The sequence below is a fragment of the Staphylococcus sp. LKG4-2 genome (assembly GCF_050955665.1).
In the GTDB taxonomy this organism is placed as follows: domain Bacteria; phylum Bacillota; class Bacilli; order Staphylococcales; family Staphylococcaceae; genus Staphylococcus; species Staphylococcus saprophyticus.
Window position 1 is genome coordinate 579,397 of record NZ_CP194532.1, and the last position, 26,433, is coordinate 605,829.

A 26,433-nucleotide genomic window follows, 5' to 3' on the forward strand; every position below is an offset into this window, starting at 1 on the left:
CGTTATATAATATAAAAAAATAATCGTCAAATTGCGTGTTACTGGTTAGGCAGGCATGAGCAAACATAATGACTATCTGAGATAGTCTGTTTGTTCATGTCTTTTTTTGTGCGCTTTTTGGTGGTTTTGATAAAATTTTAAATTTTTGAAGGGATGTTTTTATATGTTTAAAAAGCTATTTGGACAGCTACAGCGTATTGGTAAAGCATTAATGTTACCAGTCGCTATTTTACCTGCTGCCGGGCTATTATTAGCAATTGGTACTGCGATGCAAGGTGAATCGTTACAACACTACTTACCATTTATTCAAAATGGGGGGATTCAAAGTGTCGCAGAAATGATGACCGGTGCCGGAGGTATTATATTTGATAATTTACCTATGATTTTTGCGATGGGTGTCGCAATTGGGTTAGCAAGTGGTGATGGAGTTGCAGCTATTGCAGCATTTGTAGGTTATCTTGTAATGAACAAAACAATGGGTGCATTTTTACATGTATCTCCTGATAATGTAAATGATGCAGCGAGTGGCTACGCAAGTGTGTTAGGTATTCCAACATTACAAACAGGTGTATTTGGCGGTATTATTATGGGTGCACTAGCAGCCTGGTGTTATAACAAATTCTATAATATTTCGTTACCGTCTTACTTAGGTTTCTTTGCAGGTAAACGTTTTGTACCTATTATGATGGCAACAACATCATTCATATTAGCGTTTCCAATGGCATGGATATGGCCGAGTATTCAAACAGGCTTAAATGCATTTAGTGAAGGTTTACTTGACTCGAATACTGGATTAGCCGTATTTCTCTTTGGATTTATTAAACGATTATTGATACCATTTGGGTTACATCATATCTTCCACGCACCATTCTGGTTTGAATTTGGTGCATGGAAAAATGCAGCTGGAGAAATGATTCATGGGGATCAACGTATCTTCATTGAACAAATACGTGAAGGTAGTAAATTAACTGCAGGTAAATTTATGCAAGGTGAATTTCCAGTGATGATGTTTGGTCTCCCTGCAGCAGCTTTAGCCATTTATCATACAGCAAAACCTGAAAATAAAAAAGTCGTAGCTGGCTTAATGGGATCAGCTGCATTAACTTCTTTCTTAACAGGGATTACAGAACCATTAGAATTTTCATTTTTATTTGTAGCGCCAGTATTATTCTTTGTGCATGCAATATTGGATGGTTTATCATTCTTAATTTTATATTTATTAAATGTACATTTGGGATATACCTTCTCAGGAGGATTTATAGACTACGTCTTACTAGGTGTATTACCAAACAAGACACAATGGTGGTTAGTGATTCCTGTAGGTGTTGTGTACGCCTTTATTTATTACTTTGTCTTCCGATTCTTAATTTTAAAATTCAAGTATAAAACACCGGGACGCGAAGATAAACAAGCACAATTTACAAATTCATCAGCAAGCGAACTTCCATTTAATGTATTGAAAGCAATGGGTGGAGAAGAAAATATTAAGCATTTAGATGCATGTATTACAAGATTACGTGTGGAAGTAAAAGAAAAAGGTAAAGTTGATGTAGCAGGATTGAAAGCATTAGGCGCATCAGGTGTGCTTGAAGTAGGAAACAATATGCAAGCCATTTTTGGTCCTAAATCAGATCAAATTAAACACGACATGTCCTTGATTATGAAAGGTGAAATTACAAAACCTCAAGAGACGACAGTTACGGAAGAAGAAAGTGAAGAAGTAGTTCATATCGAACGTGCGTCTGAAGTAAACATTTATGCGCCAGGAAATGGTCAAGTTATACCGTTGTCTGAAGTGCCAGACCAAGTCTTTGCGCAAAAAATGATGGGCGATGGTGTTGGGTTTATACTAGCTGACGGTAAAATTGTTGCGCCATTCGATGGTACAGTGAAAACCATTTTTCCGACAAAGCATGCCATTGGATTAGAATCAGATCAAGGTCTTGAATTATTAATACACATAGGCATAGATACGGTTAAGTTGAATGGGGAAGGTTTTGAAAGTTTTGTAGAAACAGATGATAGAGTCCATAAAGGACAAGTACTGATGCAAATTGATTTAGATTATATAACAGCCCATGCACCAAGTACGGTTACGCCATTAATTATTACTAATTTAGAGGATAGACAATTATCTGTAGAAGACGTCAAAGATGTAACAGCAGAACAATTAATCATTAAAGTGATAGATGACAAATAAATGTTGTAAACTAGGATGAAACACTTGAGTTTATCCATATAGTATAGGAGTAGAATTTTGAAATCTCATCATAGATTTCAAAGCTACTCCTATTTTATTTTGTCTAAAGTATTGAAATATTCTGAAAATATAAATATCATGAGAGATAACAAATAAATAATCGCAGGTGAACGTATGAATTATAGACCAGCAATGAATGTAATGCCCAATGTTTCGCTAATACCGCCAGAGTTAAATATGGCGGAAACTTTATATGATTTGATTAAAAGTAATTTTTCACATTTATCTCCATTTTTAGATTTTATTAAGGAAGATGTAACCGTTGAAGATGAAAAAGCATATTTGAAAATGATGATACAGCAGCATGCAAAAAATAAGGCTAGGTTATTTATGATTTACTACGAGGAAACGATGATTGGTACGATAGATTTACATCATATTGATCAAGCTAATTACAAAGCAGAGGTTGGATATTGGATAGCAGAAGGCTATACAGGGAAGCAAATTGTTACAAAATGCGTTAAACAGTTATGCCATTACGCTTTTGAAACATTATCACTGAATAAATTAACTATTATGGCGGATGTTAACAATATAGCGAGTTGTAAAGTAGCAGAAAAAGCGGGCTTTAAATTTGTTGCAACAGATTATGAAGATGTGTTTAATGGTGAACGCTTTAGAGATATGAATCGCTATGTACTGTTGAAAAGAGATTTTTAAGCGCAGGTAGAACTACTTCTTTTAAAATCAATGCATAATAATTACAGATGATTACTTAAGTAAAAATATATTATCGAAGCGGAACGAAAAGCATGAAAAATATTTTCCGGAAAATAAAGCGTTAGCGATTTGACACGTATGAAGGAGATTAAAGAATGTTACATAATAAATTAGATATTGCCAATTTAAATACACCAATTCAAAAATTAGATCAGTTAAGTGATGCATTAGGAAAAAATATTTATATTAAGAGAGATGATTACACTGGATCAGAAATATCAGGTAATAAGGTGCGTAAACTCGAGTATACAATGCAATATGTATTAGATCATGGATATGACACTATTATAACAACCGGAGCAATTACATCGAATCACGCACGTGCTACAGCTGCCTTGTGTGCTAAGTGTAATGTATCATGTCATCTTGTTCTAAGAGGAGAGATGGCAGAATATGAAGGGAATCTATTTTTAGATGCAATGTTAGGTGCGCATATACATATCATCGAACCAACAAGTTCTCGGGAAGATGCGATGGATAAGCTATATAAGACATTTGAAGGACAAGGGAAAACTCCATTTTTAATTCCAGTGGGTGCTTCGGATTGGATAGGAACACATGGTTACGTTAATGCGTATAATGAAATCATAAAGCAACAGGATGAGCTGAAAGTACATTTTGATTCAATCAATGTTGCTGTTGGTTCTGGTGGTACGTATGCTGGTCTTTGGTATGGGCAAATGATTAACTGTGAAACTACGCAAATTATAGGTTATGCAGTAGACCAAAGTGCACATACATTCAAAAATAAAGTGATAGAGATAATAAAGCAATTAGATGAAACAATTCAATCATACGAGACAATTACGATAAACGATGCTTATATTGGACTGGGATATGGTAAAGCAACTGACGAAGAATTACAATTTTATATCGATATTGCACAAAAAGAAGGCATTATACTAGATCCAACATATACTGGAAAAGCTTTTAGAGGTTTAGTTCATGAAATAAAATCTGGTGCGTATGATAATCAAGACAACATTCTATTTATACATACGGGTGGACTACAAGGCTATACTCAAGAGACACGTTTACGTTTGCAAACGATGTTGCATAAAATAGATCTTTCATTATTAAAGTAAATTTAACTTTTACAAAGAATAATCGCATTTTTAACAATAAACTCAAACAAATGCAATTTGCTAGTTATATACTTATAATATAGAGGATAGATAAATTAAAGGTTGTTTGAGGAGCGAATAGGATTATGACTGAAAGAAAATTAGTGGCTGAAAGAAACTTTGAAGTAAATGGATATGATATTGATGCGATGGGCATAGTAAGTAATATTGTATATATAAGATGGTTTGAAGATTTACGAACTGACTTTATTAATCAATATATGCCATATTCTGATATGATGAATCAACAAATATCGCCTATTCTAATGAATACAGAAGCAGAATACAAAACACCCATTACCATACATGATAAACCCGTAGGACGTTGTTATTTAGTAAAAGCAAGTAAACTACGTTGGGAATTTGAGTTTGAAATTGAATCAGAGGATGCAGTGCATTGTATAGGCAAACAAAGTGGGACATTTTTTGATTTACAAAAGAAAAAAGTAACGAGATTGCCGGAAGTATTTCAAACGATTTTAAGCTAATCATAATATGTGAAAAAGTGTAAATATGATATTACAGTGAGCAAAATAATTGATTGTCCAAAGCAATACAGTACATAATGATATTCAATTTATGTTGTAGAGGTGGTCTTCAAAATGCCAAAAACATTAACATCGATAGAAGCGTTTCATGAATTTATTGCAGAGCATAGGCTTGTAGTCATTCATATCATGAGAGATCATTGTAGCGTATGTCATGCTGTATTACCTCAAATTGCGGGTATAGTGAATGAGTTTCCTGATGTTCCATTAGGTGTGATTAATCAAAGTGAATTAGAGGAGATTGCAGGAGAATTATCTATCTTTACTGTGCCTGTAGATTTAATTTACTTTAATGGTAAAGAAATGCATCGTCAAGGTCGATTTATTGATATGCAACAATTTGAACATCAACTGACTTTGATGTATAAAAGCATGGTATAACAGAAAGATTTGTATTAACTATATATAAAAAATGTATACAACCATCACGTTGATATAACGAAGCATGAGTCTGGGACATAAATAGTTGTCTCAGACTCTTTTTCGTTTAGGCAGTAGATGACTGAATTGAAAATATTAAGTCTCACTTGTTCTTTTGCAAAAGCCTATGTATGCCACGTAAAAATGCTAGTGAGACTTATGCATGAGCTTTAGCTCAAGTAAACCTTTATCCTCGTCATCTTTGCCTTGATTGCATAGTTGGGACTACGAAATCTCTATTAAAAAATTTGATTTCTGTCACACTTCCATGCTTTTATTTTTAATTAAAAAAGTTGTGTTAAATTGAAACAAGAAAAATCAGATAAATTATATCGCAATTATAAAAAGTAATGTATGATAAAGTTAATTTATAGCATTAAGGGGGATGTTTATGCGTATCGAAAGAATCTGTCCAAATGAAGCAGAAGCACTTTATAATTGTATGAAAAAGATAGATCAAGAAACGCAATATATGCTTTATTTGCCTGATGAAAGAAGTTTTGATAAAGATAAACTGAGTGAAGATATAAAAAGGAATTTTTACATAGGTGTTAAAACGGACGATAATCAAATATTAGGTTATTTATCTGTCCATATCAGTATGTTAGCTAAAGTTAGACATATTGGATATATTGTGACTGGCTTAATCAATGACTTACATCAACAAGGCTTAGCGACGCAAATGTTTAATGAAACAATCAAATGGGCACAACGCAAAGGATTAAGAAGGTTAGAATTAACGGTGATTACTTCGAATAAACCAGCAGTTAACTTTTATGAAAAGTTAGATTTTAAAATTGAGGGAATTAAGCATGAATCTGTTTTTATGGAAGAACATTATTTTGATGAATTATATATGGCAATGATGCTAAACCAAGATTAAAATTTAACGCTTAACAAATCTGAGCATGATGCATTAGAATTTTCTATAAACAGGAAATTGCGTATATACTTTATAATCTACTATAAAGATAGTACCTTTTATTTAAAATGATTGCTCAATTTGTTATAAAATATATGTATAAGAAAGTGCGAGGAGGATAATTAACGTGATTAGAAAAATAGCCACTATTGTTGGTATAGGTGTTGCCACATCATACGTATATGCAAAAGTTAAAGAAAAACGTAGCTACAAAAGTTTTTTAGAAGAAATCATTATTAGAGCAACAAAAATGAAAAGTTCATTTTTAAATGTGGAAAATGCGCAACAAGCTTTAGAGAAGGTTAAAGATGAAACGAAAGCATTATATGAAGGTACGGATTATTATTTCAACCACAATGTCCAAACGACTACAGTTCAAGAGTCTACAGTATATATTGTGAATGACAACAAAGATAGACAACAACCAGTTGTCTTGTATATTCATGGTGGTGCTTGGTTCCAAAATCCATTAAAATATCACTTTGATTTTATAGATTCACTGGCTGGCGAACTAGGTGCTAAAGTAATCATGCCTATATATCCTAAAGTACCACATGCAACCTATAAAGAGACGTTCACTCTGTTGGAAACATTATATACACAATTACTGAAACAAGTCGAAAATCCTCATCAACTCACAATAATGGGTGACTCTGCAGGAGGCCAAATAGCCTTATCATTTGCACAATATATTAAAACGTTAAACTTAGCACAACCAAGTAACATCGTTTTAATATCTCCAGTGCTTGACGCAACATTTTCAAATCCGGAAGCAAAAATTTATGAAAAAATAGACCCAATGCTTGCAATCGACGGAAGTAAATATTTTATAAAATTATGGGCGAATGGCCTTGATCTGACAGACTGGCGCGTATCTCCTATATTTGGTGATATTGAAGGGCTGGGTCATATAACAATTTCAATAGGGACGAAAGAAACGTTATATCCAGACGCAGTGAAATTATCAAATATGTTGAATGCTCGAAATATTCAACATGATTTTATGCCAGGATATAATTTATTTCATATACATCCTATTTTCCCAATACCAGAAAAAGAACAATTTATCGCTAAGATCAACAAAATTATTAAACAAAATTAAATATACATGATAGAGGTAGTGTCACTGACTTCATAATCTGTTGACGCCGAGGGAGCAATGTATGAGTGTGAGTAAGAGATTGACAGCTCAAGTTATGCTCTAGGTTCTAAGCAAGCATGCACCTTCAAAATAGTATGATTGCCTCAGTTAAAGAGGACTCGTCCGTATATGATGGATGAGTCCTCTTTAGTATAAGATTGAGTAGTTGTGTTGTAATGGTTTACACTGATGTACAATACATATTTATCGTTCTTTATCCTTTTTTAAAGAAAGTGCTAATATCAGAATAATAATGAGCACGATGCCTAATAGTTGAAATGGTAGGAAAACAACTTTTAACCAAAGTGCGCTCGCAACAATTGCCATTACAGGTTCTATTGTCCCAAAAAGTGTAGTTTCTTTGGCAGATAAATAATTTAAACTTTTAATAAAGAAGAAAAATGCCATTGCAGTACCTAAAATAATGCCAAAGGCTAAATACAAAATCACACTTATATCTATTTGAGACATAGTGAATTGCCAAATAGGTGCTTTGAAATTCATTAAGATACCAGAAATGAGCATTGCCCAACCAACGACGAGTATTGATGGAAATTTGGATAATAGATTACTGGCATAAATAGTATAGAAGGCTTACGATAAACCAGAGATGATACCCCAAATCATACTCGAGCTTGAAACCATTAAACTGTCAAGGGAACCATTGGCTAATAATAAGAATGTTCCTGTGAGTGTTAATAATATTGCAATAACATCAAATAATTTAAAGGTTTCTTTTTTGCGTATGATAAACCACAAAGTAATATAAACAGGTGCAATGTATTGTAATAAGGTAGCAATGGCAGCATTACCATAGTTAATTGATGCCATGTAAGCATATTGAACAAGTAGCATACCTAAAGTTGAAAATATAAGTAACTGTATTGTATTCGTTACATTACGAAATACTATAAATATGGACTGCCTAGGGTTAAGTATTTTAAATATTGTTAATAGTAGCAAGCCACTGATTAAGAGTCGTGCAGTAACGTACCAGTTGATGTCGATATTTTGATGTTTAAATAAATAATCAGAAACTGTGCCACCTAAACCCCAAAAAGATGCGCCTAATATTGCCAATATAATGCCGAGAAAACGAGATTGTTGTTTCATTTTATCACCTACGATGTATTAATATATTAAAATATAACGCACTTAATATTGATATAATACAAATAAATGGTTTAAAATTATCAATATATTGAGGTGATAGGCTATGTATAAAGGGATAATTATTGAAGATAATGGAGAAGAGCGCATTCAATACCCTGATGAATATTGGCGACATATTGTGTTGAAAACAAGGTTAGATCAAGCGTTTATGGAACAGATACCCATACACTGGCACAGTGCATTGCAATTTGTGTTTGTATTACGTGGTAAATTGACTATTCGCATTAGTGACAAAAACATCGTGTTAAATACAGGTGATGGCATATTTATTAATTCGAATGTTGTGCACGAGATACAGGGGCTTGAACATATAAGTGAGTTTTATTGTTGGAATATTGAAATACCAAATATTTCGAGTTATATGGAGTATAAATATTTAAGTTATATATCACAACAAGCTGAAATGGTACCTTATATATATTTATCTCACAAAAATTTGAGTCATCATGCATTACTAGCATGTATTGAAAGCGTTGGTACAATATATCAGAAACAAGAGGCATATTTTCAGCTGGATATCATGACCTATTTTTATAAGATAGTGAAATGGCTCATGCAATATATGAAACAACAACCTACGGAATTAACATACCATTTTGATTATAGAGTAAAGCAAATGATGTCTTATATACATAAACATTTTCAAGATAAAATCACTCTAGGACATCTGAGTCAAAATATTTATTTAAGCGAAGCTGAAGCGATAAGATTATTTAAAAAATATGTAAAACAAACGCCATTTGAATATCTGTTGAGATACAGACTAGAACAAAGTAAATCTATCCTCGATAAAGATAGGTTATCTACTATTACAGAAATAGCTATGGCTTGTGGATTCTCAACTACGAGTTATTTTATAAAAGTATTTAAAGCACGCTACGGTATGACGCCAAAGCAATACCAAAAATATCATCATACAAATTAACCGCATCAAATATGCAAACAGAAAATATTTACATAAATAATATACGCGCTACAAAATAGACACTGATAAGTGAAAATTTGTAGCGCGTATATTGCTGTTACGACTTTTGCAGAAGTGTCGTTTTTATAAAGTGTATTATAAAAGTTGAGTAATTGGATTACTTGTTAATAAATTATTTCATGTTTTTTAAATAAGTAGGGAAAAATTCTGTATATAAATCTATAAATGTAAGATAAACATCTTTTTCAACATATTCATCAACTTGGTGTGCTTGATGTATTAATCCAGGTCCATACATAATGAATGAAAAGTCTTCATCTTTATCGACTAATAAATCGGATGCATCGGTTACACCAGGTGATGCTTCAAGAGGTAAATCGGAATTTAAATATTTTTCACCCAAATCATGCGCTAATGAAGCTAATTTATTTTCACCTGTCGTATATACAGGAGGTCTAGACATATAAGTGTCAATTTCTATATCTGTTTTATCGGTTTCAACCTGCTTCAAAATTTCATTAAAATAAGTGATGAATTGGTCATTATCATGTTCTGGAATCGTACGTATATTGAATTCAGATTCGGCATGCTCTGGAATTGAATTCACTTGATTACCACCATTGAAAATAGTCGCGTTCATTAGTACATCACCTAATAAATCGTTACGTTTATTGAAACTTTTAAAGCCTTCATCCGCTTTGTAAACAAATTTTACGAGTGGTGAAATGGCATTGAAACCAAGTTGTGGCATTGAACTATGTGATGCTTTACCTCTGGAAATAACACGGATATCCATCGAACCCTTATGTGCATAGATGATGCGGTCTTGTGAAGGTTCAGCAATGACAAGTGCTTCTACATCTGTCATGTAACCTTGTTCTTGGAAAGCTTTAGCCCCTTCGCCAACAATCTCTTCACCTGCAGTGGCGAGTAAACGGATTCTACCATATTCTAATAAACCTTGATCATGAATATCAATAAGGCTCAATACTAAAGCGGCTAAACCTGATTTCATATCTGCAGCACCACGACCGTGTAATTTGCCGTCAACTTCAGTTAATTTGAATGGATCATATGTCCATTTTTTAATATCGCCTTCTGAGACAACATCCATATGTCCTGAAATACCTAAGACTGGTCCTGATTCACCAATTTCAGCAACTAGATTGGCACGCGTGTCATTGATTTTAACAATCTTAGCATCAATATTGTGTTGCGATAGTAAGTCTTTTAAATACATACAAACTTCCATTTCATTGTCATTAACTGATTTAATCGCAACTAAATCTTCTAGAATTTGAACTTTTTCAGCTTCTGTAAATTTACTCATAATTAAAAACCCCTTTTCAATAAATAAACAATTTATGTGAGTCATTTTAATTATATCGAATATATTAAAGATGGCATCGCATAAATTCAGAAAGGGAAGGTATTTGCATTTGAATGTTCAACTTGAATATTGGATATAATGACGTATTAAATCAAAAAGGGCTTTCAATCATTGTTATATATAGAAATAAAAAAATCATACATGGTTTTTAGAAATTGAATTATCTAAAGACCATGTATGGTGAGCGTCTTGTATAGAAGACAGTTTATTTGAAGTTGTATCGATACTAGATTGTGAAATTTTTGGAACACTATCTGAAGGAGATGCATTTGATTCTAATGATTTTGAAGTATTGTTAATATAGTCTACATTTTCAATATTTTTTGTGTTATCCGTATCTAGCACAGAACCTCTCATATCATTTCCTTGAAAACTACCAACTAGAATCATAATTAGATAGCTACAACAAATAATTACAACTACTGCAAGATAAATTGAAACTACTAATTTAACTGACTTACTCATAAACTGCCTCCTAATCATTTATTCGTATATGTCTTAATACATACAAGATAACATTTGATTTTTAATATCATGTAAAGTTGAAGTAAATATTATATTTTTGTTTTCTGAAAAACGTTTGAGATGAGTAAAAATATTTTTAAAAAATAATAAAAAAAATATTTGATTTTAAAAAAATTAAAACATTGTTATGATAGGATTTGTTGATTGAAAAAAATTCTTTTTTACATGTATTGTAAATGCGAATTTACATTTAATTAACACTTAGTTCAAAGTGTTTATATTAAATCAATAACTCCGTGTTAGGATGGCTTTATTGAATGGTGAAGAATATACATAGTCTCATACATCTTATGTATAGTGTGGTTGACTCATGTGCTTTGCCTTTAAGCATTTATACATAAAATTTAATAGTCTGAAGTGAAAAGAGGGACAAAATTTGCTACTAATCATTATTTGTGTAGGTTTGATTCTATGGTTAGGAATTGTTGAGAAAAGACAGCATTCTGATAGATTAGAAAAAATTCCTATACGCATCAATATAAATGGTATTAGAGGTAAATCAACAATTACAAGATTGATTTATAGTATTTTACGCGAAGATCAATATCGTGTAATAGGCAAGACAACAGGTACAGACGCTCGTATGATGTATTGGTTTACACCGAGAGAGTATCCAGTTTATAGAAAGCCTCAAGGCGCTAATATTGGTGAACAACGCGACATTATAAAGAAGGTTGTTAAACAAAAGGCGAACGCGCTTGTAAATGAGTGTATGGCAGTGAATCCTGATTATCAGATAACCTTTCAAAAAGAATTGGTTAAAGCTAATATTGGCGTTATCGTTAATGTCATGGAAGATCACATGGATGTCTTAGGACCTACTTTAGACGAGGTAGCTGAAGCATTTACAGCGACAATTCCTTACAAAGGTCATCTTATCGTAATGAAGGATGATTACACCGACTTTTTTGCTAAAGTAGCCAAAAGACGTAAGACTAAATTAATTGTCGTTAATAAAGAAGAAGTGCCTGAATCATTCTTAAGGAAATTTGGGTATATTGTGTTTCCAGATAATGTTGCAATTGCAATGGGTGTGGCTGAAGCACTTGGCATCGACAGAGATATTGCGTTACAAGGCATGTTAAATGCACCACCAGATGTCGGCGCAGTGGAAGTGAAATACTATAATGCGAATAATTCAACAAATGTTTATGTAAATGCATTTGCTGCCAATGAACCGCAGTCTACAAAAGCAATTTTAAACAAGGTTGAAACGTATAATTACCCTTACAATAAAATTGTTCTTATATTAAATTGTCGTTCAGACAGAATTGATAGAACGAGACAGTTCTGTGAAGACTTTATTACGGATGTTGAATTCGATACATTGATATGTACAGGAAAGAGTACACAGATGGTAACGGACGTAATGAAAGGATTGCCCGAGAAGAAATATTTAAACTTTGAAGGTAAAGACATAAAAGAGGTTGAACGCGCAGTTTATAATGAATCTCAAAATGCCTTGATGTTCTGTGTAGGGAATATTCACGGACCAGGTAAACAAATAGCAGAGTATATAGAAGGGATCAAATAATATGATAGGTTCAGAGTTATATTTTTCATTATTTGTAGGCATCGTATTAAGTTTAATATTTGCCGAAAAATTTGGTATCAGTCCTGCTGGTTTAGTAGTACCAGGATATTTAGCATTAATATTTGATCAGCCGATCATGTTATTATCCGTACTGATTATTAGTTGTATTACATACTTCATCGTTAACCATGGTATTAGTCGTATCGTTATATTATATGGACGTAGAAAATTTGCGGCGATGATACTAACCGGTATGGTGTTGAAATTTGTTTTTGATTTAATTTATCCGTTAAGTCCATTTCAAATGGTAGAGATGTCAGGCATTGGCGTTGTAATACCGGGCATCATAGCTAATACGATTCAAAAACAAGGTGTCATAATTACTTTGTCAACTTGTATGTTACTCACATGTATTACATATGTCATCTTATTCTTTTACAGCTTTATCAACTAGTAAGGAGCTTGGATTATGAAGAATTCTAAAAAATTTTCAATGGAAGAACGCATACTAAAGTGGACGAAGCGGCATAAAAAAAGGAATTCAATATACACCGGTATTATCTTCGTTGTAGCATTGATACTTTTAGTATTTGCCATGACTTCACAAAAAATAGAACCAGTAAAAGCAATAGGAAAAGCACCAAATGAGATAAGTATGACATATCTAGGAAACATTGAATTAAATAATCATATCAGAAAGAACAATCTTAATGATGCTTTTGCATCCATTAAAGAGATCTTAAAGGGAAGTGATTATTCTACTGCGAGTTTAGAAATGACGAAGTTCTCAGATGACAGGAAAACGAATATATCCAAAAACTTGGAAAATGTATTGTTCTTAAAGGGACTCAATTTAAAAAGTTTGAATGTAATCAATCAAGTTACCGATAATATTACGGCACGTGATTTTATGAAATCAGTAGAAGCTCAAACTGGATATAATTATCTTACTGGAAATGGTTCAAATCCGATAAATAGTAAGACTGTACAACAAACTATAAAGGGTAAAAAAATTGCCAATGTTTCATTTACAGATGTTGAGTCGAATTACACGGATACATTGAAAAATACAACATCAGTTAGTTTAGAACCCAGTATTTATATGCCATTAATTAAAAAATTAAAAGAGAATAACGATTATGTCGTTGTGAATGTTGATTGGGGGATTACCGATGAACGTTCAGTGACGACTAGACAACGAGAGTATGCACATTCATTATCTGAAGCTGGTGCTGATGTGATTATCGGCCATAATTCGGTTGTTCAAGAAATTGAAAAATATAAAAATACAGATATTTTTTACAGCTTAGGCAATACGACATCCGAAGATTTCTTATCAAAAAATAAACAAGGTCTAGCAGTTCAGCAAACTTGGAATGGTAAACAATCTAAATTTATGATTACACCAATTAAATCTCAAGGTGGTAAAGTAACGAAGTCATCACCAAATGTAGTAGAAGAGAGAAAGTTATTGAACAATATAGAAAGTAAAAACTTAGATCTTAAAAAAGAGAATGGAGGCTACGTTTATGAACATTAAACAACATTGGATAAGTATTACAATCATTTCAATCGTATTGGTTATTTTTCTTTTAATTGTATTTGCTAGAGCGAATGAAGGCTTAGATCAATATGAAAAAAATGAACTGGAGACTTCTCATCACCAATATTTGTCTAAAGGAGCTTAAGTATGAGTATTTACAATAAGAAATCGCTCATCGTAATATTACTCCTAACAATCATTATTTCGTTTATCTTTTTTATGATTACAAAAAAAGATAATTACGATAAAGATGATTTATATGAGAATAAAATAGCTGATCATAACCAAGATAAGTCAGATAAAAATTACGGTGTCGCTTCAAATAATCCAATTGCTACGCGCGTTGGTGAAAAAATATTAAAAGATGGTGGTAACGCCGTAGATGCATCCATGGGTGTTTCTTATGCTTTAGCTATAACAGAACCGCATTCATCCGGTTTAGGTGGTGGCGGTGCCATGTTATCTTATGATGGTCAAGAGAACGTTGCACCAAAACAATGGCAATATAAAGATATTTCGTCATTTAACTTTAAACAAAAAGATGAAATCGGTACACCTGGTTTTGTTCGAGGCATACATGATGCACATAAAGAAGCAGGGAAAATGGATGAAAAGAAAATCCTGAATTACGTTATTCCTTTAGCTGAAGATGGTTTTGAAGTAGATTCAGAACTCGAGCGAAGTCTAAAATTATACGGTTCAGACATCGATAGAAATTCACCGTTTTTTGATGGAAAACAAACGAAAAGAGAAGGCGATGTTGTTAAACAACCAGCTCTAGCTTCTACTATCAAAGGGATTAGAGACAAAGGACCAGATTATTTCTATGATAAAATTGGTAAAAGTGTTTCTAAACAAGTAGATGATGAAATTAATGAGAAAGATTTTGAAAGTTATAAAACAGAGAAGAAAGAACCTGTAGGTACAGATTATTTGAATAATAAAGTTTACTCTGCGTCTAACCCACTTGGTGGTACATTAATGCTTCAAGGATTGGAAATAGATGAAGCTACTGATAACCAAGCAGCACCAGATAATCGTCTAGATTACATAACAGGTATCTTAAAATCTAGAGCATTGATGTATAGAAATAGAGATATTATCAATGGCCAAGATGAAGATTATGATGAATATTTATCACAAGATTATTTACTCGGTAGACTAAACGAGGTTAACTTTAATAGTAACTTTAATACGAATAATGTTGATAATACGAGCACAACGCATTTTGTTGTCATAGATAAAGATGGAAAATTAACAAGTACTACCAATACACTCGCGAGTTTCTTTGGATCTGGTAAATTCATGAAAGAGGGATTCTATATGAATAACTCTTTAAGTAACTTCTCATCGAATCCAGCCAGTCCTAACTATGGTGGTAAACACAAAGAACCGAGATCATTTACTGCACCAAGTATTGTTGTAGGCCCTGATTATTATATGGGTATAGGAACACCGGGTGGTAATAAAATACCAACAACACTGAATGAAGTACTGGTAGATTATTTAAGAGGCGATGGCACGCTACAAGAGTCTATAGATAAACCGCGTTTTTACAACGATGGTGGAAAAATATTCTATGAAAATGCAACTAGTAAACAAGATGTAGATATATTCAAAAGTTTAGGATTCGAAATTGAAGAAAAACGCAATGATCCAAACTTTGGTAGTGTCCAAGCTGCACTTTACAATAAAAATGATAAAACAGTAGAAATAGGACAAGATGTTGGTAATAGATAATCCATATATCGTCATACAAAGGGGTATGAAACGTAATATATAATTCAAAACAAGGAAGCGTGACAGAAATCAAATTTTCTAATTGCGATTTCGTAGTCCCATCCCTATTCAACGCAATCATCTACTTCACAAATGAACAAGAGTCTGAGACATCTATTTATGTCCCAGACTCTTGTTTTTTTAATTATACTGTAGTTTTAAAAACTAACTTTTGTTGTTTATTTAAATTCAAGAAGGTTGTCATAGTTTACTCATTTATTACCAACCCTGACCTGCAGTGTCGTAGTTATCTAGTTTACCCGATTCAAAATCTGATATCGCTGCTTCCAAAACGTTAAGCGCAGTGTCCAGTTGCTCATAGGTAATGACAAGTGGTGGTTGAAAGCGTAGTACATTGCCTGCTACTGCAATAATGACAACACCATTATCAAAGCAACGGTTACAAATTTTTAATGCTGCTTCTGATGCGCGTGTTTTATTAATTTTATCAGAAACGATATCAATACCAATGGATAATCCTTTTCCTCTAACGTTACCCACAGTATTGAATTGTTCTGTCCAAGCATCAATACGTTTGCGCACATAATTACCTTTATCTGTACTTGCTTGTAATAAATTCTGGTCTTCAATCATGGCGATGGTTGCTAATGCTGCTTCACAACTCACTGGATTAGCCCCCGTGGTAAAGAGATGTGCAGGTGCTTCTAAATAATCCATGATTTCTGAACGCCCTACGATTGCAGACATTGGTAAACCGCCTGCCAATGATTTACCGAATGTAATCAAATCAGGTTCAATATTGTAATGTGAGACAGAACTCCAGCTACCTGTGCGTCCTAATCCTTGTTGAATATCGTCAACAGCAAGTAAGATACCGTGTTCTTTACATAAGTCTTGTAAGGCTTCGAAATAGCCATCTACTGGTTCGAGCAAACCACCATCGCCTTGTATTGTTTCAATCATGATGCAGGCCACTTCTTCTGCAGGTACATATTTTTCAAACATTTCTTTAAGTGGTGCTAGATATTCGGAAACGGTATTGGGCTGGTTGCTGCCAAACATTCCACGATAATTGTCTGGAAAAGGAATATGATAAAAACCAGGCAACATTGGACCATAATATTTACGCATATTTAAGCTAATAGCAGACATTGAAAGTGAACCATAGGTTGAACCATGGTATGCATTTACAAAGCTGATGATATAAGGTCTGCCGGTGTAAGCACGTGCTAATTTGATAATACCATCATTGGCATCTGATCCAGATAGTCCAAATAAGACACGTTTTTCATATTGGCCGGGTGAAATTTCACATAATTTTTTTGCTAATTTAACTAAGGGTTCATGATACATGTAAGCAGGGGTATAGTGAATGAACTGGTCTACTTGTGCCTTAATTGCTTCAGTGACTTGTTCAGGTGCATGTCCAACATTCTGTGAACTTGCACTTGATAATAAATCAATATATGTATTGCCCTCAACATCAACAAGTGTCGCACCATATCCATGAGAAATTGCTAAAGGATAATATTTGATGCGTCCTGGTTTTGCGAAGTATTGACTGTCCTCATTTATAAGTTGCTCTGATTTGTTCATAATTTGTGCCTCCCAATGATTGAAAATAAGATAGTGCGCATGATTGATGCAGATTTGGATTGAAAATAGTGATTGGCACTCTATTAATTGCTAGTGTATTTCTAAATAGAAATGATTACTATACGCCACAGTGCATGCATTATGACATCTCCCAAATAATCGTTGATACGTATGAATATACTAAGAAAATTTAGAATTGTAAATATATTCTGAAAAATTAAAATTGAATAACGCTCATTATGTGTAATTTGACACAAATATTCTGTGGATGAAATTAATCCTGAAAATATTGTATCTAATAAGTAGCATTGATTTGAGAAATGGTTGGACACTGTGAAAAATGTAATAAGTAGAAAAAGTGAGGGATAATTGGTAATATTGTTCTTATAAAATAATATTTTTATCTATAACAAAATTCAGGAAATATATATAGCGTTAATTAAACATGAAAATAAATAGTAATGAAGTTGAACAGCAGTATGAGTTAGAACTTTAATGGAGGAATGTATATGATTTATGCAGGTATATTAGCGGGTGGCATTGGCTCAAGAATGGGCAACGTACCACTACCAAAACAATTTTTAGATTTAGATGGAAAACCTATCTTAGTACATACGGTTGAGAAGTTTTTATTAACAAGTGAATTCGATAAGATATTTATCGCGACACCTCAAAAATGGATTTCTCACACAAAGGATACATTACGTAAGCATCACATTACAGATGACAGAATTGAAGTTGTTCAAGGTGGTTCTGATCGTAATGAAACAATTATGAATATTATTAGTGCAGCAGAAAAAGAAAATGGTATTTCTGATGATGATGTTATTATAACGCATGATGCGGTACGACCATTTTTAACACGCAGAATAATTAAAGAAAATATTGAAAGTGTCCTAAAATATGGTGCAGTAGATACTGTTATTACAGCAACTGATACGATTATCACATCGGCAGATGGTGATTCAATTCAATCGATACCGGTGAGAAGTGAGATGTATCAAGGACAAACGCCGCAATCTTTCAATGTAAATCTATTGAGAAATAGCTACAATGATTTATCTGATGAAGATAAACAAATCATGACAGATGCATGTAAGATTTTAGTTGTAGCAGGTAAACAAGTGAAATTGGTAATGGGAGAATTATATAACATTAAAATAACGACACCTTATGATCTTAAAGTGGCAAACTCAATCATAAAAGGTGGGATGTTGAGTGATTAATCAAGTTTATCAACTCGTTGCGCCAAGACAATTTGAAGTAACCTATAATAATGAAGATATTAAAAGTAACAAAGTGATTGTCAGACCGTTGTATTTGTCTATCTGTGCTGCTGATCAAAGATATTATACAGGTAGTAGAAATGAAAAAGTTTTGAAAAAGAAATTACCTATGTCATTAATTCATGAAGGTGTTGGCGAAGTCGTCTATGACAGTAAAGGTGAATATGAAATTGGTACAAGGGTCATTATGGTTCCTAACACACCAGTTGAAAAAGATGATGTTATAGCAGAAAACTATTTACCTAGTAGTAAATTTAGATCTAGTGGCTTCGATGGATTTATGCAAGATTACGTATTTATGGATCACGATCGCGTCGTTGAAATAGATGACAGTATTGAAGATTTAAGTACGATTGCTTATTCAGAGTTAGTAAGTGTAAGTTGGCACGCATTACAAAGATTTGAACGTAAATCAATTTCCAATAAAAATAGTTTTGGTATATGGGGAGATGGGAATTTAGGTTATATTACAGCTATTTTGTTAAGTAAATTGTATCCTCAAGCTAAAATTTATGTGTTTGGTAAAACAGATTATAAATTAAGTCATTTTTCGTTTGTGGAGCACATCTATCATATTGATGAAGTACCTGCAAATGTCACGTTTGATCATGCTTTTGAGTGCGTGGGTGGCAAAGGTAGCCAATCCGCAGTTAACCAGATTATTGACTTAGTATCACCTGAAGGAACGATTAGTTTACTTGGTGTCAGTGAATATCCAATTGAAGTCAATACACGTTTAGTACTTGAAAAAGGTTTGACGATGTTTGGTAGTAGTAGAAGTGGCGCACAAGACTTTAGAGAAATTGCTGAATTTTATAAAAATAATCCAGATGTTGTAGAAAAATTAGCGCTCCTTAAAGGTAATGAGTTTGATGTCAAAACAATCAACGATGCGGTCAATGCATTTGAAACAGATTTATCCACTTCATGGGGTAAAACGGTTATCAAATGGACAATGTAAATTTGTAAGGCATTTTCGTTTTTTTAATTAGTAATAAAAACCTATCAACTTGAATGAAGAGAGGATTTTTTAAAATTGAGTAAATCTAAAATAATAATTGATAATATATATTGGGAAAGAATTCAATTATTTATTGAAGGTCATGTTGAAGATATAAAGCTTAATAAGAAAAACTTTGTATTGAGAAATTTGACTGAAACCAAAGAACTAAAAGCAAACGATGTGAAAGTAGAAGGCAAACAATTTAAGGCACGTTTTAATGTTGCCATATTAGATGACGGTAATTATCTACCATCAGGTGAGTACTTAATTGTTTATAAAGGTGATTTTGATTATATTGCCAATATAAATGAAACATTGTTAGATCCCAATAATTATGAATTAGAAGAAACAGCACTCGAACAGTATAGCGATGAAATGACTCAAAATGGCAAAAATAATTTATTATTAGACCACTTTACATTTACCTTTAAAAAGGGAGGTAATTCATCTAAAACAGAATATACTGTAAAGCCTATGATTTCGAGTGAAGTGAACGAATTTGTATTGAATATTATATTTAAAGCACCTATGCCTAAAATGAATCCAGTTAAGAAAAGGATTACAGACCTTAAACTAAAATATAATAAATATTCATTTAATGTCCGTAACTTCATCTTTCAGTCTATTTTCAAGATTACTAAATTTTTCCATCTGAAAAAGGGGAATACAGTACTTTTCACTTCTGATTCTAGAGCCGAAATGTCAGGTAATTTTGAGTATGTTTACAATGAAATGTTACGTCAAAATTTAGATAAAAAATATAAAATACATGCATTGTTTAAATCTAATATATCTGTACGACGTAATTTTATCGATAAATTTAAATTTCCGTATTTATTAGGTAAAGCAGACTACATATTTGTAGATGATTTCCATCCATTACTTTATACTGTGAAATTTAGAAAGAGTCAGGAAATTATTCAAGTATGGCATGCAGTAGGCGCATTTAAAACAGTAGGCTATAGCCGTACTGGTAAAAAAGGCGGACCATTTTTTAACTCAGTAAACCATAGGAATTACACCAAAGCATTTGTATCATCAGAAACGGATATTCCATTTTATGGTGAGGCGTTTGGTATAAAAGAACAAAATATTATTCCAACTGGCGTACCAAGAACGGATATATTATTTGATCAAGACTATGAAAAAGCCATTGTTGCAGATATGGAAGAAGCACTTCCAATTGTTAAAGGAAAGCAAGTTATATTATTTGCACCGACATTTAGAGGTAGTGGACATCATACAGCGCATTATCCGTTTTTCAAAATTGATTTTGCAAGATTTGCACGTTATTGCCGTGAGAATAATGCAATTGTGCTATTCAAGATGCATCCGTTTGTTAAAAATAAATTGAATATTCCTAGAGAATATCAAGAATACTTTGTAGATGTATCTGATTTTAGAGAAGTGAATGATATTTTGTTTATTACGGATATCTTAATTAGTGATTATTCATCACTTGTATATGAATTTGCTGTATTTAAACGACCAATGTTATTTTATGCATTTGATTTAGAAGATTACATCACATCACGTGATTTTTATGAACCATATGAAACATTTGTACCTGGTAAAATCGTTGAATCGTTTAACGATTTAATTGTAGCATTGGATCAAAAAGATTTTGACGTTGAAAAAGTTGAGCCATTTTTAGATAAACATTTTAAATATCAAGATGGACGTTCAAGTGAACGTTTAGTAAGAAACGTTTTTGGCAGCTAAATTAAGTGAATAGAAATACCAATTAAAACATAATGAGTTAACTACAAAAATATATATTCAGCGTTAGATATAGAACGGGATCCTGTAATTGTGATTGCCGAACGGCTGATATTGATTTGTACTTAACTCATTTTTACAAGGTGGAGTATAATGAAATTTTCAATTATAGTACCAAGTTACAATTCAGAAAAATATATAGCAGAACTTTTAAACAGTTTACAAAATCAAAGTTATGATAAAAAAGATTTTGAAGTTATTTTGGTAGATGATTGTTCATCAGATAATACTTTAAATGTGGTAGAAGCTTATAAAAATAAATTAAATTTGATAATAAAACAACTTGATACAAATTCAGGCGGACCAGGTAAACCTAGAAATACGGCTTTACAATTAGCGCAAGGTGAATATGTATTTTTCGTAGATTCAGATGATTACATTAATAAAGATACATTAAAAGATGTGTCGAAATTTGTTGATCAAAATCATGCAGATGTGGTCTTGGTGAAAATGGAAGGCGTGAATGGTCGTGGTGTACCGAAATCCATGTTTAAAGAAACGAGTGATGCAGTCACATTAGCCAATTCTAGAATTATTTATACACTTAGCCCAACTAAGTTCTATAGAACCTCATTATTACGTGATCACGCAATCGAATTTCCAGAGGACTTAAGAAGTGCAGAAGATCAATTATTTACAATGAAGGCATATGTCAATGCGAAACGAATTGCTGTACTTGCAGATAAGCCTTACTATTATGCAACTAAACGTGAGGGAGAACATATGAGTTCTGCGTATGTCTCACCCGAAGATTTTTATAAAGTGATGTCATTAATTACTGAAGAAATATTAAACAGCCCATTAGAAAATAAAAATGAAGTGCTAGGATATTTTATAGATAGACATTTCTCATTCTCTAGAACAAATAACTTTTCTCTTAAAATTGCAGATGATAAAAAAGAAGCGTGGATGGATGCGTTAGGAGATTTTATTCAAAAAGTACCAACAGCTGTAGATGAATTAGTGAATGATTCATTCAAACCGTTATTACATTACGCTCGTCTAAAAGACATGAAGCATTACCAAATGGTAGAAGAAAGTTATAAAAATGGAAAGTTTCATAGCTACAGTGCTCAAGAAGGAACGTTAAAAATACAATTTGATGAAGGTGAACCGTATTTTGTCTTCAAAAAATTAGTGAAGCCTGATATTAGAATGTCACATTTCGAATTTAACGATCAAGGTTTTGAACTGGAGTTAGAATTTATTAGTTCTATTATTAATCCCAACCATGTTGCTTCAATGATTCAACTCAAATTATTATCACGTAATAAAAAAGAATTTATTTATATACCTTTAACTATGAATAATCAGACTAGATTTAAGTTTAAGGCAGATTTAAATGATTTGATGCCTTATCTCATAAAAGAAAAAGTCTGGGATGCACATCTAGAGATGCGTGTGGATAATATGACCATTGAGAAACGTATTGGCAATAAACGTGTTAAGTACCCGTATAGTAAGGAAACGAGCACAATTACCCAATATAACAATCGGTATTATCGATTTACACCATATTTTACGAAAGACTTCGATAATTTATCATTTTATATAACGAGCAACAAATTAAATGAAATGTTAGCTGTTGAAATTAAGGATAAACAGACAATACAACTACGCAGCTTAGAATTTAACTATATTCTATCTGAAGGGATGACAGCTGTCATCTTACCTCATATGTTTACGTATGGTTATTTAACGTCTGTGACTACAAAAGACACACTTACTTATCATCTGTCTGTTGGAGAAAAAGTGAAAGATAAAGATCTGAAAAAGAACTTCAAAATTGAAACGCCCCATTTAGTTTTAAAATACTAGTTGGTATATAATAGTAAGTGAGTTAAAGAAATATTAGCTGACTTACTATTTTTTTTAATCGAATGTTATTGATAATGATTTTCAATTATAGTAAGTTTGAAATGAATGATTTTTATATCTTAATTTAATAATAATTAATTTATATATAGATTGTCTTTTAGATTCATGTGAAGAGGGAGTTACCGATGACAAAAAGTAAAATAGATGTTAAAGATTTAATTAATATAGGACTCTTTACGGCAGTATACTTCATTTTTATAGCACCACCGGGTATTTTAGGTATTATACCTATCTTTATGTTGTTACTTCCTGCAATGATAGGGCTAGTAGGTGGCATACCTGTGATGTTACTTATTACCAAAACGCAGAAATTTGGTGCATTAACGATTTGTGGTGTTGTCGTAAGTTTATTATTAGCAATCATGGGGCATCCTTGGATGGCTTTGATTTTAAGCGTGCCAGTGATTGTGATTGCAGATATGGTTATGGCGATGGGCCAATATAAAAGTTGGAAATTAAATAGTATAGGTTATATTATTTTTTCATTTTGGCCAATAGGTAATTTACTACCGTTTTATTTTATGAGAAATTCATATTTAGCTTTTATTCAAGACAAATATGGTACAGATTATGAAGCGACAGTAGAAGGATTGTTTTCTATTGGTATGATTCCCATTATTCTTATCACTACAATTATTGGTGCTTGGATAGGTGCATACATTGCTAAAGGCATTTTGAAAAAGCATTTTAAGCGGGCAGGTATTATATAAAATGTATAATCAAGTATTAAGTCAAAATCATATATTTAACTTTGATCCAAGGATAAAAATTGGACTCATGCTAATTATTTCACTCATTTCACTAACAGGTGGCGTAACGGGTCAGGGCATATTTATCAGATTGATTATAATGGTGATTCCCGTCTTATTATTGATTGTGATAGGGAAATATAAGATTGGCATTGCCTGTATTGTGCTAACCGTAGCTGCTTGGTATGGTGAAGCATTTGTGTCTATTGAACAAAGCCAAGTTGCAACATTACTCGTGTTTGTACCTTCTGGAATTATTACAAGATTTTTGCCTTCTTTAGCCATGGGTTACTATATATTTAAGACAACACAAGTAGAAGTGCTTATTTTAGGTTTAGAACGCATGAAGTTATCTAGAAAAATAACTATCCCAATTGCTGTTATGTTTAGATTTATACCCACAATAAGAATGGAATCAGCATCCATTAAGGATGCAATGAAAATAAGAGGGATTTCTTTACGGTTTGCGTTTAAAAAACCAATGCAATATATCGAGTATCGTATTGTACCTTTATTAAATAGTGTGATTAAAATAGGGAATGAATTGACTATCGCATCCATTACTCGTGGATTGAATTTGACACATAAAAGAAGTTCTATTGTGACGTTGAAAATACGTTGGCTTGATTGGTTATTCATAGTTGGCACACTGCTTTTATGTATAACTTACTATATAGTGTGAGGTTAAAATATGATTCAATTTGAAAATGTATCATTTAATTATGACAATAGCGAAAAAATCTTAAACGATATAAACCTTACTATTAATGATGGTGAGGTTATTTGTTTAACTGGTGCATCAGGTTGCGGTAAAACCACCATAACACGATTATTGAACGGGACGATACCACACTTCTTTCATGGAGAGATAGATGGTCGTATCATTGTGAATGGTAAAGACATTACTAAACAATCTATTTATGAGGTTTCACAAGTAAGTGGCTCAGTCTTTCAAAATCCACGCTCACAATTTTTCTGCTTAAATACAACAAGTGAACTTGCTTTTGAGCCTGAGAATTTTGGTGTGGAGCCAAACGAAATTAATACACAAATTGCTAACAGCGCCTATGAATTTAATATTGAACATTTATTGGATAGAGGTATATTTAATCTTTCTGGTGGAGAAAAACAGTTAATAGCATGTACGACGATTCAAGTGAGTGGTCACGATATCATTATTTTAGATGAACCTTCATCAAATTTAGATTTCAAAACAATCAGCAAACTGCGAAAAATGTTAAATATATGGAAGCAAGAAGGTAAAACCATTATTATAGCTGAACACCGTTTGCATTATTTAATGGATGTTGTTGATCGCTTTATCATATTGGCACAAGGTACAATGCGTAAACAATATGACAAGGATACATTTAATAAACTGAGTCATGAAACATTGGCAGAGTTAGGATTGAGAACAACACATTTAGATAAAATGAAACCTAAAGTTCATCACAATGTCGCATGTGGTACGTTAACGTTGAAAGATTTTAATTTTAAATATAAACCTAGATTACCTTTATCAATTAATATACCTAAAATTGAACTAAATAAAGGTAAAGTGACAGCAGTTATAGGGCATAACGGTTCGGGAAAATCTACATTTGCACGATGCTTAACAGGTGTGGAACGTAAATTCAAAGGGAAAGTTGATAATGATGAAGTTACTTTGAAGCGGGGACATAGATTAAACAATGTCTATTTGGTGTTTCAAGATGTAAATAATCAACTTTTTGCAGAAAGTGTTGGTGAAGAATTACGTTTAAGTCATGCTGATTTAGATGACGAAACAATTCAAAAACAGTTACAATATTATGGTATTTCTCAGCACATTGAACGGCATCCTTTATCATTATCAGGAGGAGAGAAACAACGTTTGGCTATTGCAAGTGCAGTAGAAACAAGCCGTGATATACTTATTTTTGATGAACCATCAAGTGGTTTAGATGGTCAGCGTATGCGAGAAATTAGTGGAATCATCGACGATTTAGCAACTAATGGGCATACCATTATAGTGATCACTCATGACTATGAACTATTACTATCGTGTGCCGATGAAATCTTACATTTAGAAAATGGGCACGTTAAAGATCAATATACAATGAATGATGCAATTTTAGGGAAATTACAATCATTTTTTGAAATATAAAGTTATTGAGTGCATGGATAAAGTAGCGCAT

At 32.6% G+C, this 26,433-nt stretch carries 23 protein-coding genes and 1 pseudogene; 20 read left to right on the top strand and 4 right to left on the bottom strand.

The features are described 5' to 3' along the window. Positions 1–163 precede the first annotated feature (163 nt). From ptsG to ACM6UH_RS02685, 7 genes are all read left to right on the top strand, one after another. Positions 164–2,200, top strand: a complete 2,037-nt coding sequence (ptsG, locus tag ACM6UH_RS02655) for a glucose-specific PTS transporter subunit IIBC (protein ID WP_061050480.1) — start codon at positions 164–166, stop codon at positions 2,198–2,200. A gap of 174 nt (positions 2,201–2,374) precedes the next feature. Further along, positions 2,375–2,920, top strand: coding sequence for a GNAT family N-acetyltransferase (locus ACM6UH_RS02660; RefSeq protein WP_011302316.1), 546 nt, complete (start codon positions 2,375–2,377; stop codon positions 2,918–2,920). Between the two features lie 155 nt (positions 2,921–3,075). Beyond that, positions 3,076–4,065 (top strand): D-cysteine desulfhydrase family protein, encoded by a 990-nt coding sequence (locus ACM6UH_RS02665; protein WP_047504619.1) that lies wholly within the window; start codon positions 3,076–3,078, stop codon positions 4,063–4,065. Positions 4,066–4,187: 122 nt separating this feature from the next. Continuing rightward, on the top strand, positions 4,188–4,592 hold the full coding sequence (locus ACM6UH_RS02670) for an acyl-CoA thioesterase (protein ID WP_172439370.1): 405 nt from the start codon (positions 4,188–4,190) through the stop codon (positions 4,590–4,592). 114 nt (positions 4,593–4,706) lie between these two features. Further along, entirely contained in the window at positions 4,707–5,033 is a 327-nt protein-coding gene (locus ACM6UH_RS02675; RefSeq protein WP_011302318.1) for a thioredoxin family protein, read from the top strand. Between the two features lie 430 nt (positions 5,034–5,463). Continuing rightward, on the top strand, positions 5,464–5,955 hold the full coding sequence (locus tag ACM6UH_RS02680) for a GNAT family N-acetyltransferase (RefSeq protein WP_047504616.1): 492 nt from the start codon (positions 5,464–5,466) through the stop codon (positions 5,953–5,955). A gap of 166 nt (positions 5,956–6,121) precedes the next feature. Then, positions 6,122–7,096, top strand: a complete 975-nt coding sequence (locus tag ACM6UH_RS02685; protein WP_011302320.1) for an alpha/beta hydrolase fold domain-containing protein — start codon at positions 6,122–6,124, stop codon at positions 7,094–7,096. A gap of 243 nt (positions 7,097–7,339) precedes the next feature. On the opposite strand, the pseudogene ACM6UH_RS02690 reads toward ACM6UH_RS02685, so the two are convergent. After that, positions 7,340–8,248, bottom strand: a pseudogene (locus ACM6UH_RS02690) (DMT family transporter). Between the two features lie 103 nt (positions 8,249–8,351). On the opposite strand from ACM6UH_RS02690, the gene ACM6UH_RS02695 reads away from it, so the two are divergent. Further along, positions 8,352–9,233: an AraC family transcriptional regulator gene (locus ACM6UH_RS02695; RefSeq protein ID WP_011302323.1), complete on the top strand. Its 882-nt coding sequence runs from the start codon at positions 8,352–8,354 to the stop codon at positions 9,231–9,233. Between the two features lie 172 nt (positions 9,234–9,405). Here the strand turns inward: ACM6UH_RS02695 and ACM6UH_RS02700 are convergent, their stop codons facing one another. Together ACM6UH_RS02700 and ACM6UH_RS02705 are read right to left on the bottom strand one after the other, a co-directional pair. Further along, on the bottom strand, positions 9,406–10,563 hold the full coding sequence (locus tag ACM6UH_RS02700) for an ArgE/DapE family deacylase (RefSeq protein ID WP_002482304.1): 1,158 nt from the start codon (positions 10,561–10,563) through the stop codon (positions 9,406–9,408). Positions 10,564–10,758: 195 nt separating this feature from the next. Beyond that, positions 10,759–11,088 (bottom strand): hypothetical protein, encoded by a 330-nt coding sequence (locus ACM6UH_RS02705; RefSeq protein ID WP_011302325.1) that lies wholly within the window; start codon positions 11,086–11,088, stop codon positions 10,759–10,761. A 436-nt stretch (positions 11,089–11,524) separates the two neighbouring features. Here ACM6UH_RS02705 and pgsB point away from each other — a divergent pair, with 436 nt between their 5' ends. From pgsB to ACM6UH_RS02730, 5 genes are read left to right on the top strand one after another with little or no spacing between them, the layout of a single operon-like run. After that, positions 11,525–12,682, top strand: coding sequence for a poly-gamma-glutamate synthase PgsB (gene pgsB / locus ACM6UH_RS02710; RefSeq protein ID WP_011302326.1), 1,158 nt, complete (start codon positions 11,525–11,527; stop codon positions 12,680–12,682). A gap of 1 nt (position 12,683) precedes the next feature. Then, positions 12,684–13,136, top strand: a complete 453-nt coding sequence (pgsC, locus tag ACM6UH_RS02715; protein ID WP_002482307.1) for a poly-gamma-glutamate biosynthesis protein PgsC — start codon at positions 12,684–12,686, stop codon at positions 13,134–13,136. 15 nt (positions 13,137–13,151) lie between these two features. Beyond that, complete coding sequence (locus tag ACM6UH_RS02720; RefSeq protein WP_011302327.1) at positions 13,152–14,222, top strand: CapA family protein; 1,071 nt, start codon at positions 13,152–13,154, stop codon at positions 14,220–14,222. Then, on the top strand, positions 14,212–14,370 hold the full coding sequence (locus ACM6UH_RS02725) for a hypothetical protein (protein ID WP_162837506.1): 159 nt from the start codon (positions 14,212–14,214) through the stop codon (positions 14,368–14,370). Before ACM6UH_RS02720 ends, ACM6UH_RS02725 begins: the two co-directional genes overlap by 11 nt. A 2-nt stretch (positions 14,371–14,372) precedes the next feature. Further along, positions 14,373–15,965, top strand: coding sequence for a gamma-glutamyltransferase (locus ACM6UH_RS02730; RefSeq protein WP_011302329.1), 1,593 nt, complete (start codon positions 14,373–14,375; stop codon positions 15,963–15,965). A 258-nt stretch (positions 15,966–16,223) separates the two neighbouring features. On the opposite strand, the gene ACM6UH_RS02735 is transcribed toward ACM6UH_RS02730, so the two are convergent. Beyond that, on the bottom strand, positions 16,224–17,561 hold the full coding sequence (locus ACM6UH_RS02735) for an aspartate aminotransferase family protein (protein WP_011302330.1): 1,338 nt from the start codon (positions 17,559–17,561) through the stop codon (positions 16,224–16,226). Between the two features lie 509 nt (positions 17,562–18,070). Between ACM6UH_RS02735 and ACM6UH_RS02740 the strand changes: the two genes are divergently transcribed. From ACM6UH_RS02740 to ACM6UH_RS02770, 7 genes are all read left to right on the top strand, one after another. Further along, positions 18,071–18,787 (top strand): D-ribitol-5-phosphate cytidylyltransferase, encoded by a 717-nt coding sequence (locus ACM6UH_RS02740; protein WP_011302331.1) that lies wholly within the window; start codon positions 18,071–18,073, stop codon positions 18,785–18,787. Then, positions 18,780–19,808: an alcohol dehydrogenase catalytic domain-containing protein gene (locus ACM6UH_RS02745; protein ID WP_011302332.1), complete on the top strand. Its 1,029-nt coding sequence runs from the start codon at positions 18,780–18,782 to the stop codon at positions 19,806–19,808. The genes ACM6UH_RS02740 and ACM6UH_RS02745 overlap by 8 nt, the downstream gene beginning before the upstream one ends. Before the next feature lie 75 nt (positions 19,809–19,883). After that, on the top strand, positions 19,884–21,572 hold the full coding sequence (gene tarL, locus ACM6UH_RS02750) for a teichoic acid ribitol-phosphate polymerase TarL (RefSeq protein ID WP_011302333.1): 1,689 nt from the start codon (positions 19,884–19,886) through the stop codon (positions 21,570–21,572). Between the two features lie 150 nt (positions 21,573–21,722). Then, entirely contained in the window at positions 21,723–23,447 is a 1,725-nt protein-coding gene (locus ACM6UH_RS02755; RefSeq protein WP_048787484.1) for a glycosyltransferase family 2 protein, read from the top strand. A gap of 185 nt (positions 23,448–23,632) precedes the next feature. Further along, positions 23,633–24,217, top strand: a complete 585-nt coding sequence (locus ACM6UH_RS02760; RefSeq protein WP_002482316.1) for an MptD family putative ECF transporter S component — start codon at positions 23,633–23,635, stop codon at positions 24,215–24,217. 1 nt (position 24,218) lies between these two features. Then, on the top strand, positions 24,219–24,938 hold the full coding sequence (locus ACM6UH_RS02765; protein ID WP_011302335.1) for an energy-coupling factor transporter transmembrane component T: 720 nt from the start codon (positions 24,219–24,221) through the stop codon (positions 24,936–24,938). Positions 24,939–24,947: 9 nt separating this feature from the next. Continuing rightward, complete coding sequence (locus ACM6UH_RS02770; protein WP_047504610.1) at positions 24,948–26,402, top strand: ABC transporter ATP-binding protein; 1,455 nt, start codon at positions 24,948–24,950, stop codon at positions 26,400–26,402. Positions 26,403–26,433 lie beyond the last annotated feature (31 nt).

Coding starts and splice junctions, on each gene's coding strand:
- ptsG (WP_061050480.1), top strand. CDS start 164: ATGTTTAAAAAGCTATTTGGACAGCTACAGCGTATTGGTAAAGCATTA.
- ACM6UH_RS02660 (WP_011302316.1), top strand. CDS start 2,375: ATGAATTATAGACCAGCAATGAATGTAATGCCCAATGTTTCGCTAATA.
- ACM6UH_RS02665 (WP_047504619.1), top strand. CDS start 3,076: ATGTTACATAATAAATTAGATATTGCCAATTTAAATACACCAATTCAA.
- ACM6UH_RS02675 (WP_011302318.1), top strand. CDS start 4,707: ATGCCAAAAACATTAACATCGATAGAAGCGTTTCATGAATTTATTGCA.
- ACM6UH_RS02680 (WP_047504616.1), top strand. CDS start 5,464: ATGCGTATCGAAAGAATCTGTCCAAATGAAGCAGAAGCACTTTATAAT.
- ACM6UH_RS02695 (WP_011302323.1), top strand. CDS start 8,352: ATGTATAAAGGGATAATTATTGAAGATAATGGAGAAGAGCGCATTCAA.
- ACM6UH_RS02700 (WP_002482304.1), bottom strand. CDS start 10,563: ATGAGTAAATTTACAGAAGCTGAAAAAGTTCAAATTCTAGAAGATTTA.
- ACM6UH_RS02705 (WP_011302325.1), bottom strand. CDS start 11,088: ATGAGTAAGTCAGTTAAATTAGTAGTTTCAATTTATCTTGCAGTAGTT.
- pgsC (WP_002482307.1), top strand. CDS start 12,684: ATGATAGGTTCAGAGTTATATTTTTCATTATTTGTAGGCATCGTATTA.
- ACM6UH_RS02720 (WP_011302327.1), top strand. CDS start 13,152: ATGAAGAATTCTAAAAAATTTTCAATGGAAGAACGCATACTAAAGTGG.
- ACM6UH_RS02725 (WP_162837506.1), top strand. CDS start 14,212: ATGAACATTAAACAACATTGGATAAGTATTACAATCATTTCAATCGTA.
- ACM6UH_RS02730 (WP_011302329.1), top strand. CDS start 14,373: ATGAGTATTTACAATAAGAAATCGCTCATCGTAATATTACTCCTAACA.
- ACM6UH_RS02735 (WP_011302330.1), bottom strand. CDS start 17,561: ATGAACAAATCAGAGCAACTTATAAATGAGGACAGTCAATACTTCGCA.
- ACM6UH_RS02740 (WP_011302331.1), top strand. CDS start 18,071: ATGATTTATGCAGGTATATTAGCGGGTGGCATTGGCTCAAGAATGGGC.
- ACM6UH_RS02755 (WP_048787484.1), top strand. CDS start 21,723: ATGAAATTTTCAATTATAGTACCAAGTTACAATTCAGAAAAATATATA.
- ACM6UH_RS02760 (WP_002482316.1), top strand. CDS start 23,633: ATGACAAAAAGTAAAATAGATGTTAAAGATTTAATTAATATAGGACTC.
- ACM6UH_RS02765 (WP_011302335.1), top strand. CDS start 24,219: ATGTATAATCAAGTATTAAGTCAAAATCATATATTTAACTTTGATCCA.
- ACM6UH_RS02770 (WP_047504610.1), top strand. CDS start 24,948: ATGATTCAATTTGAAAATGTATCATTTAATTATGACAATAGCGAAAAA.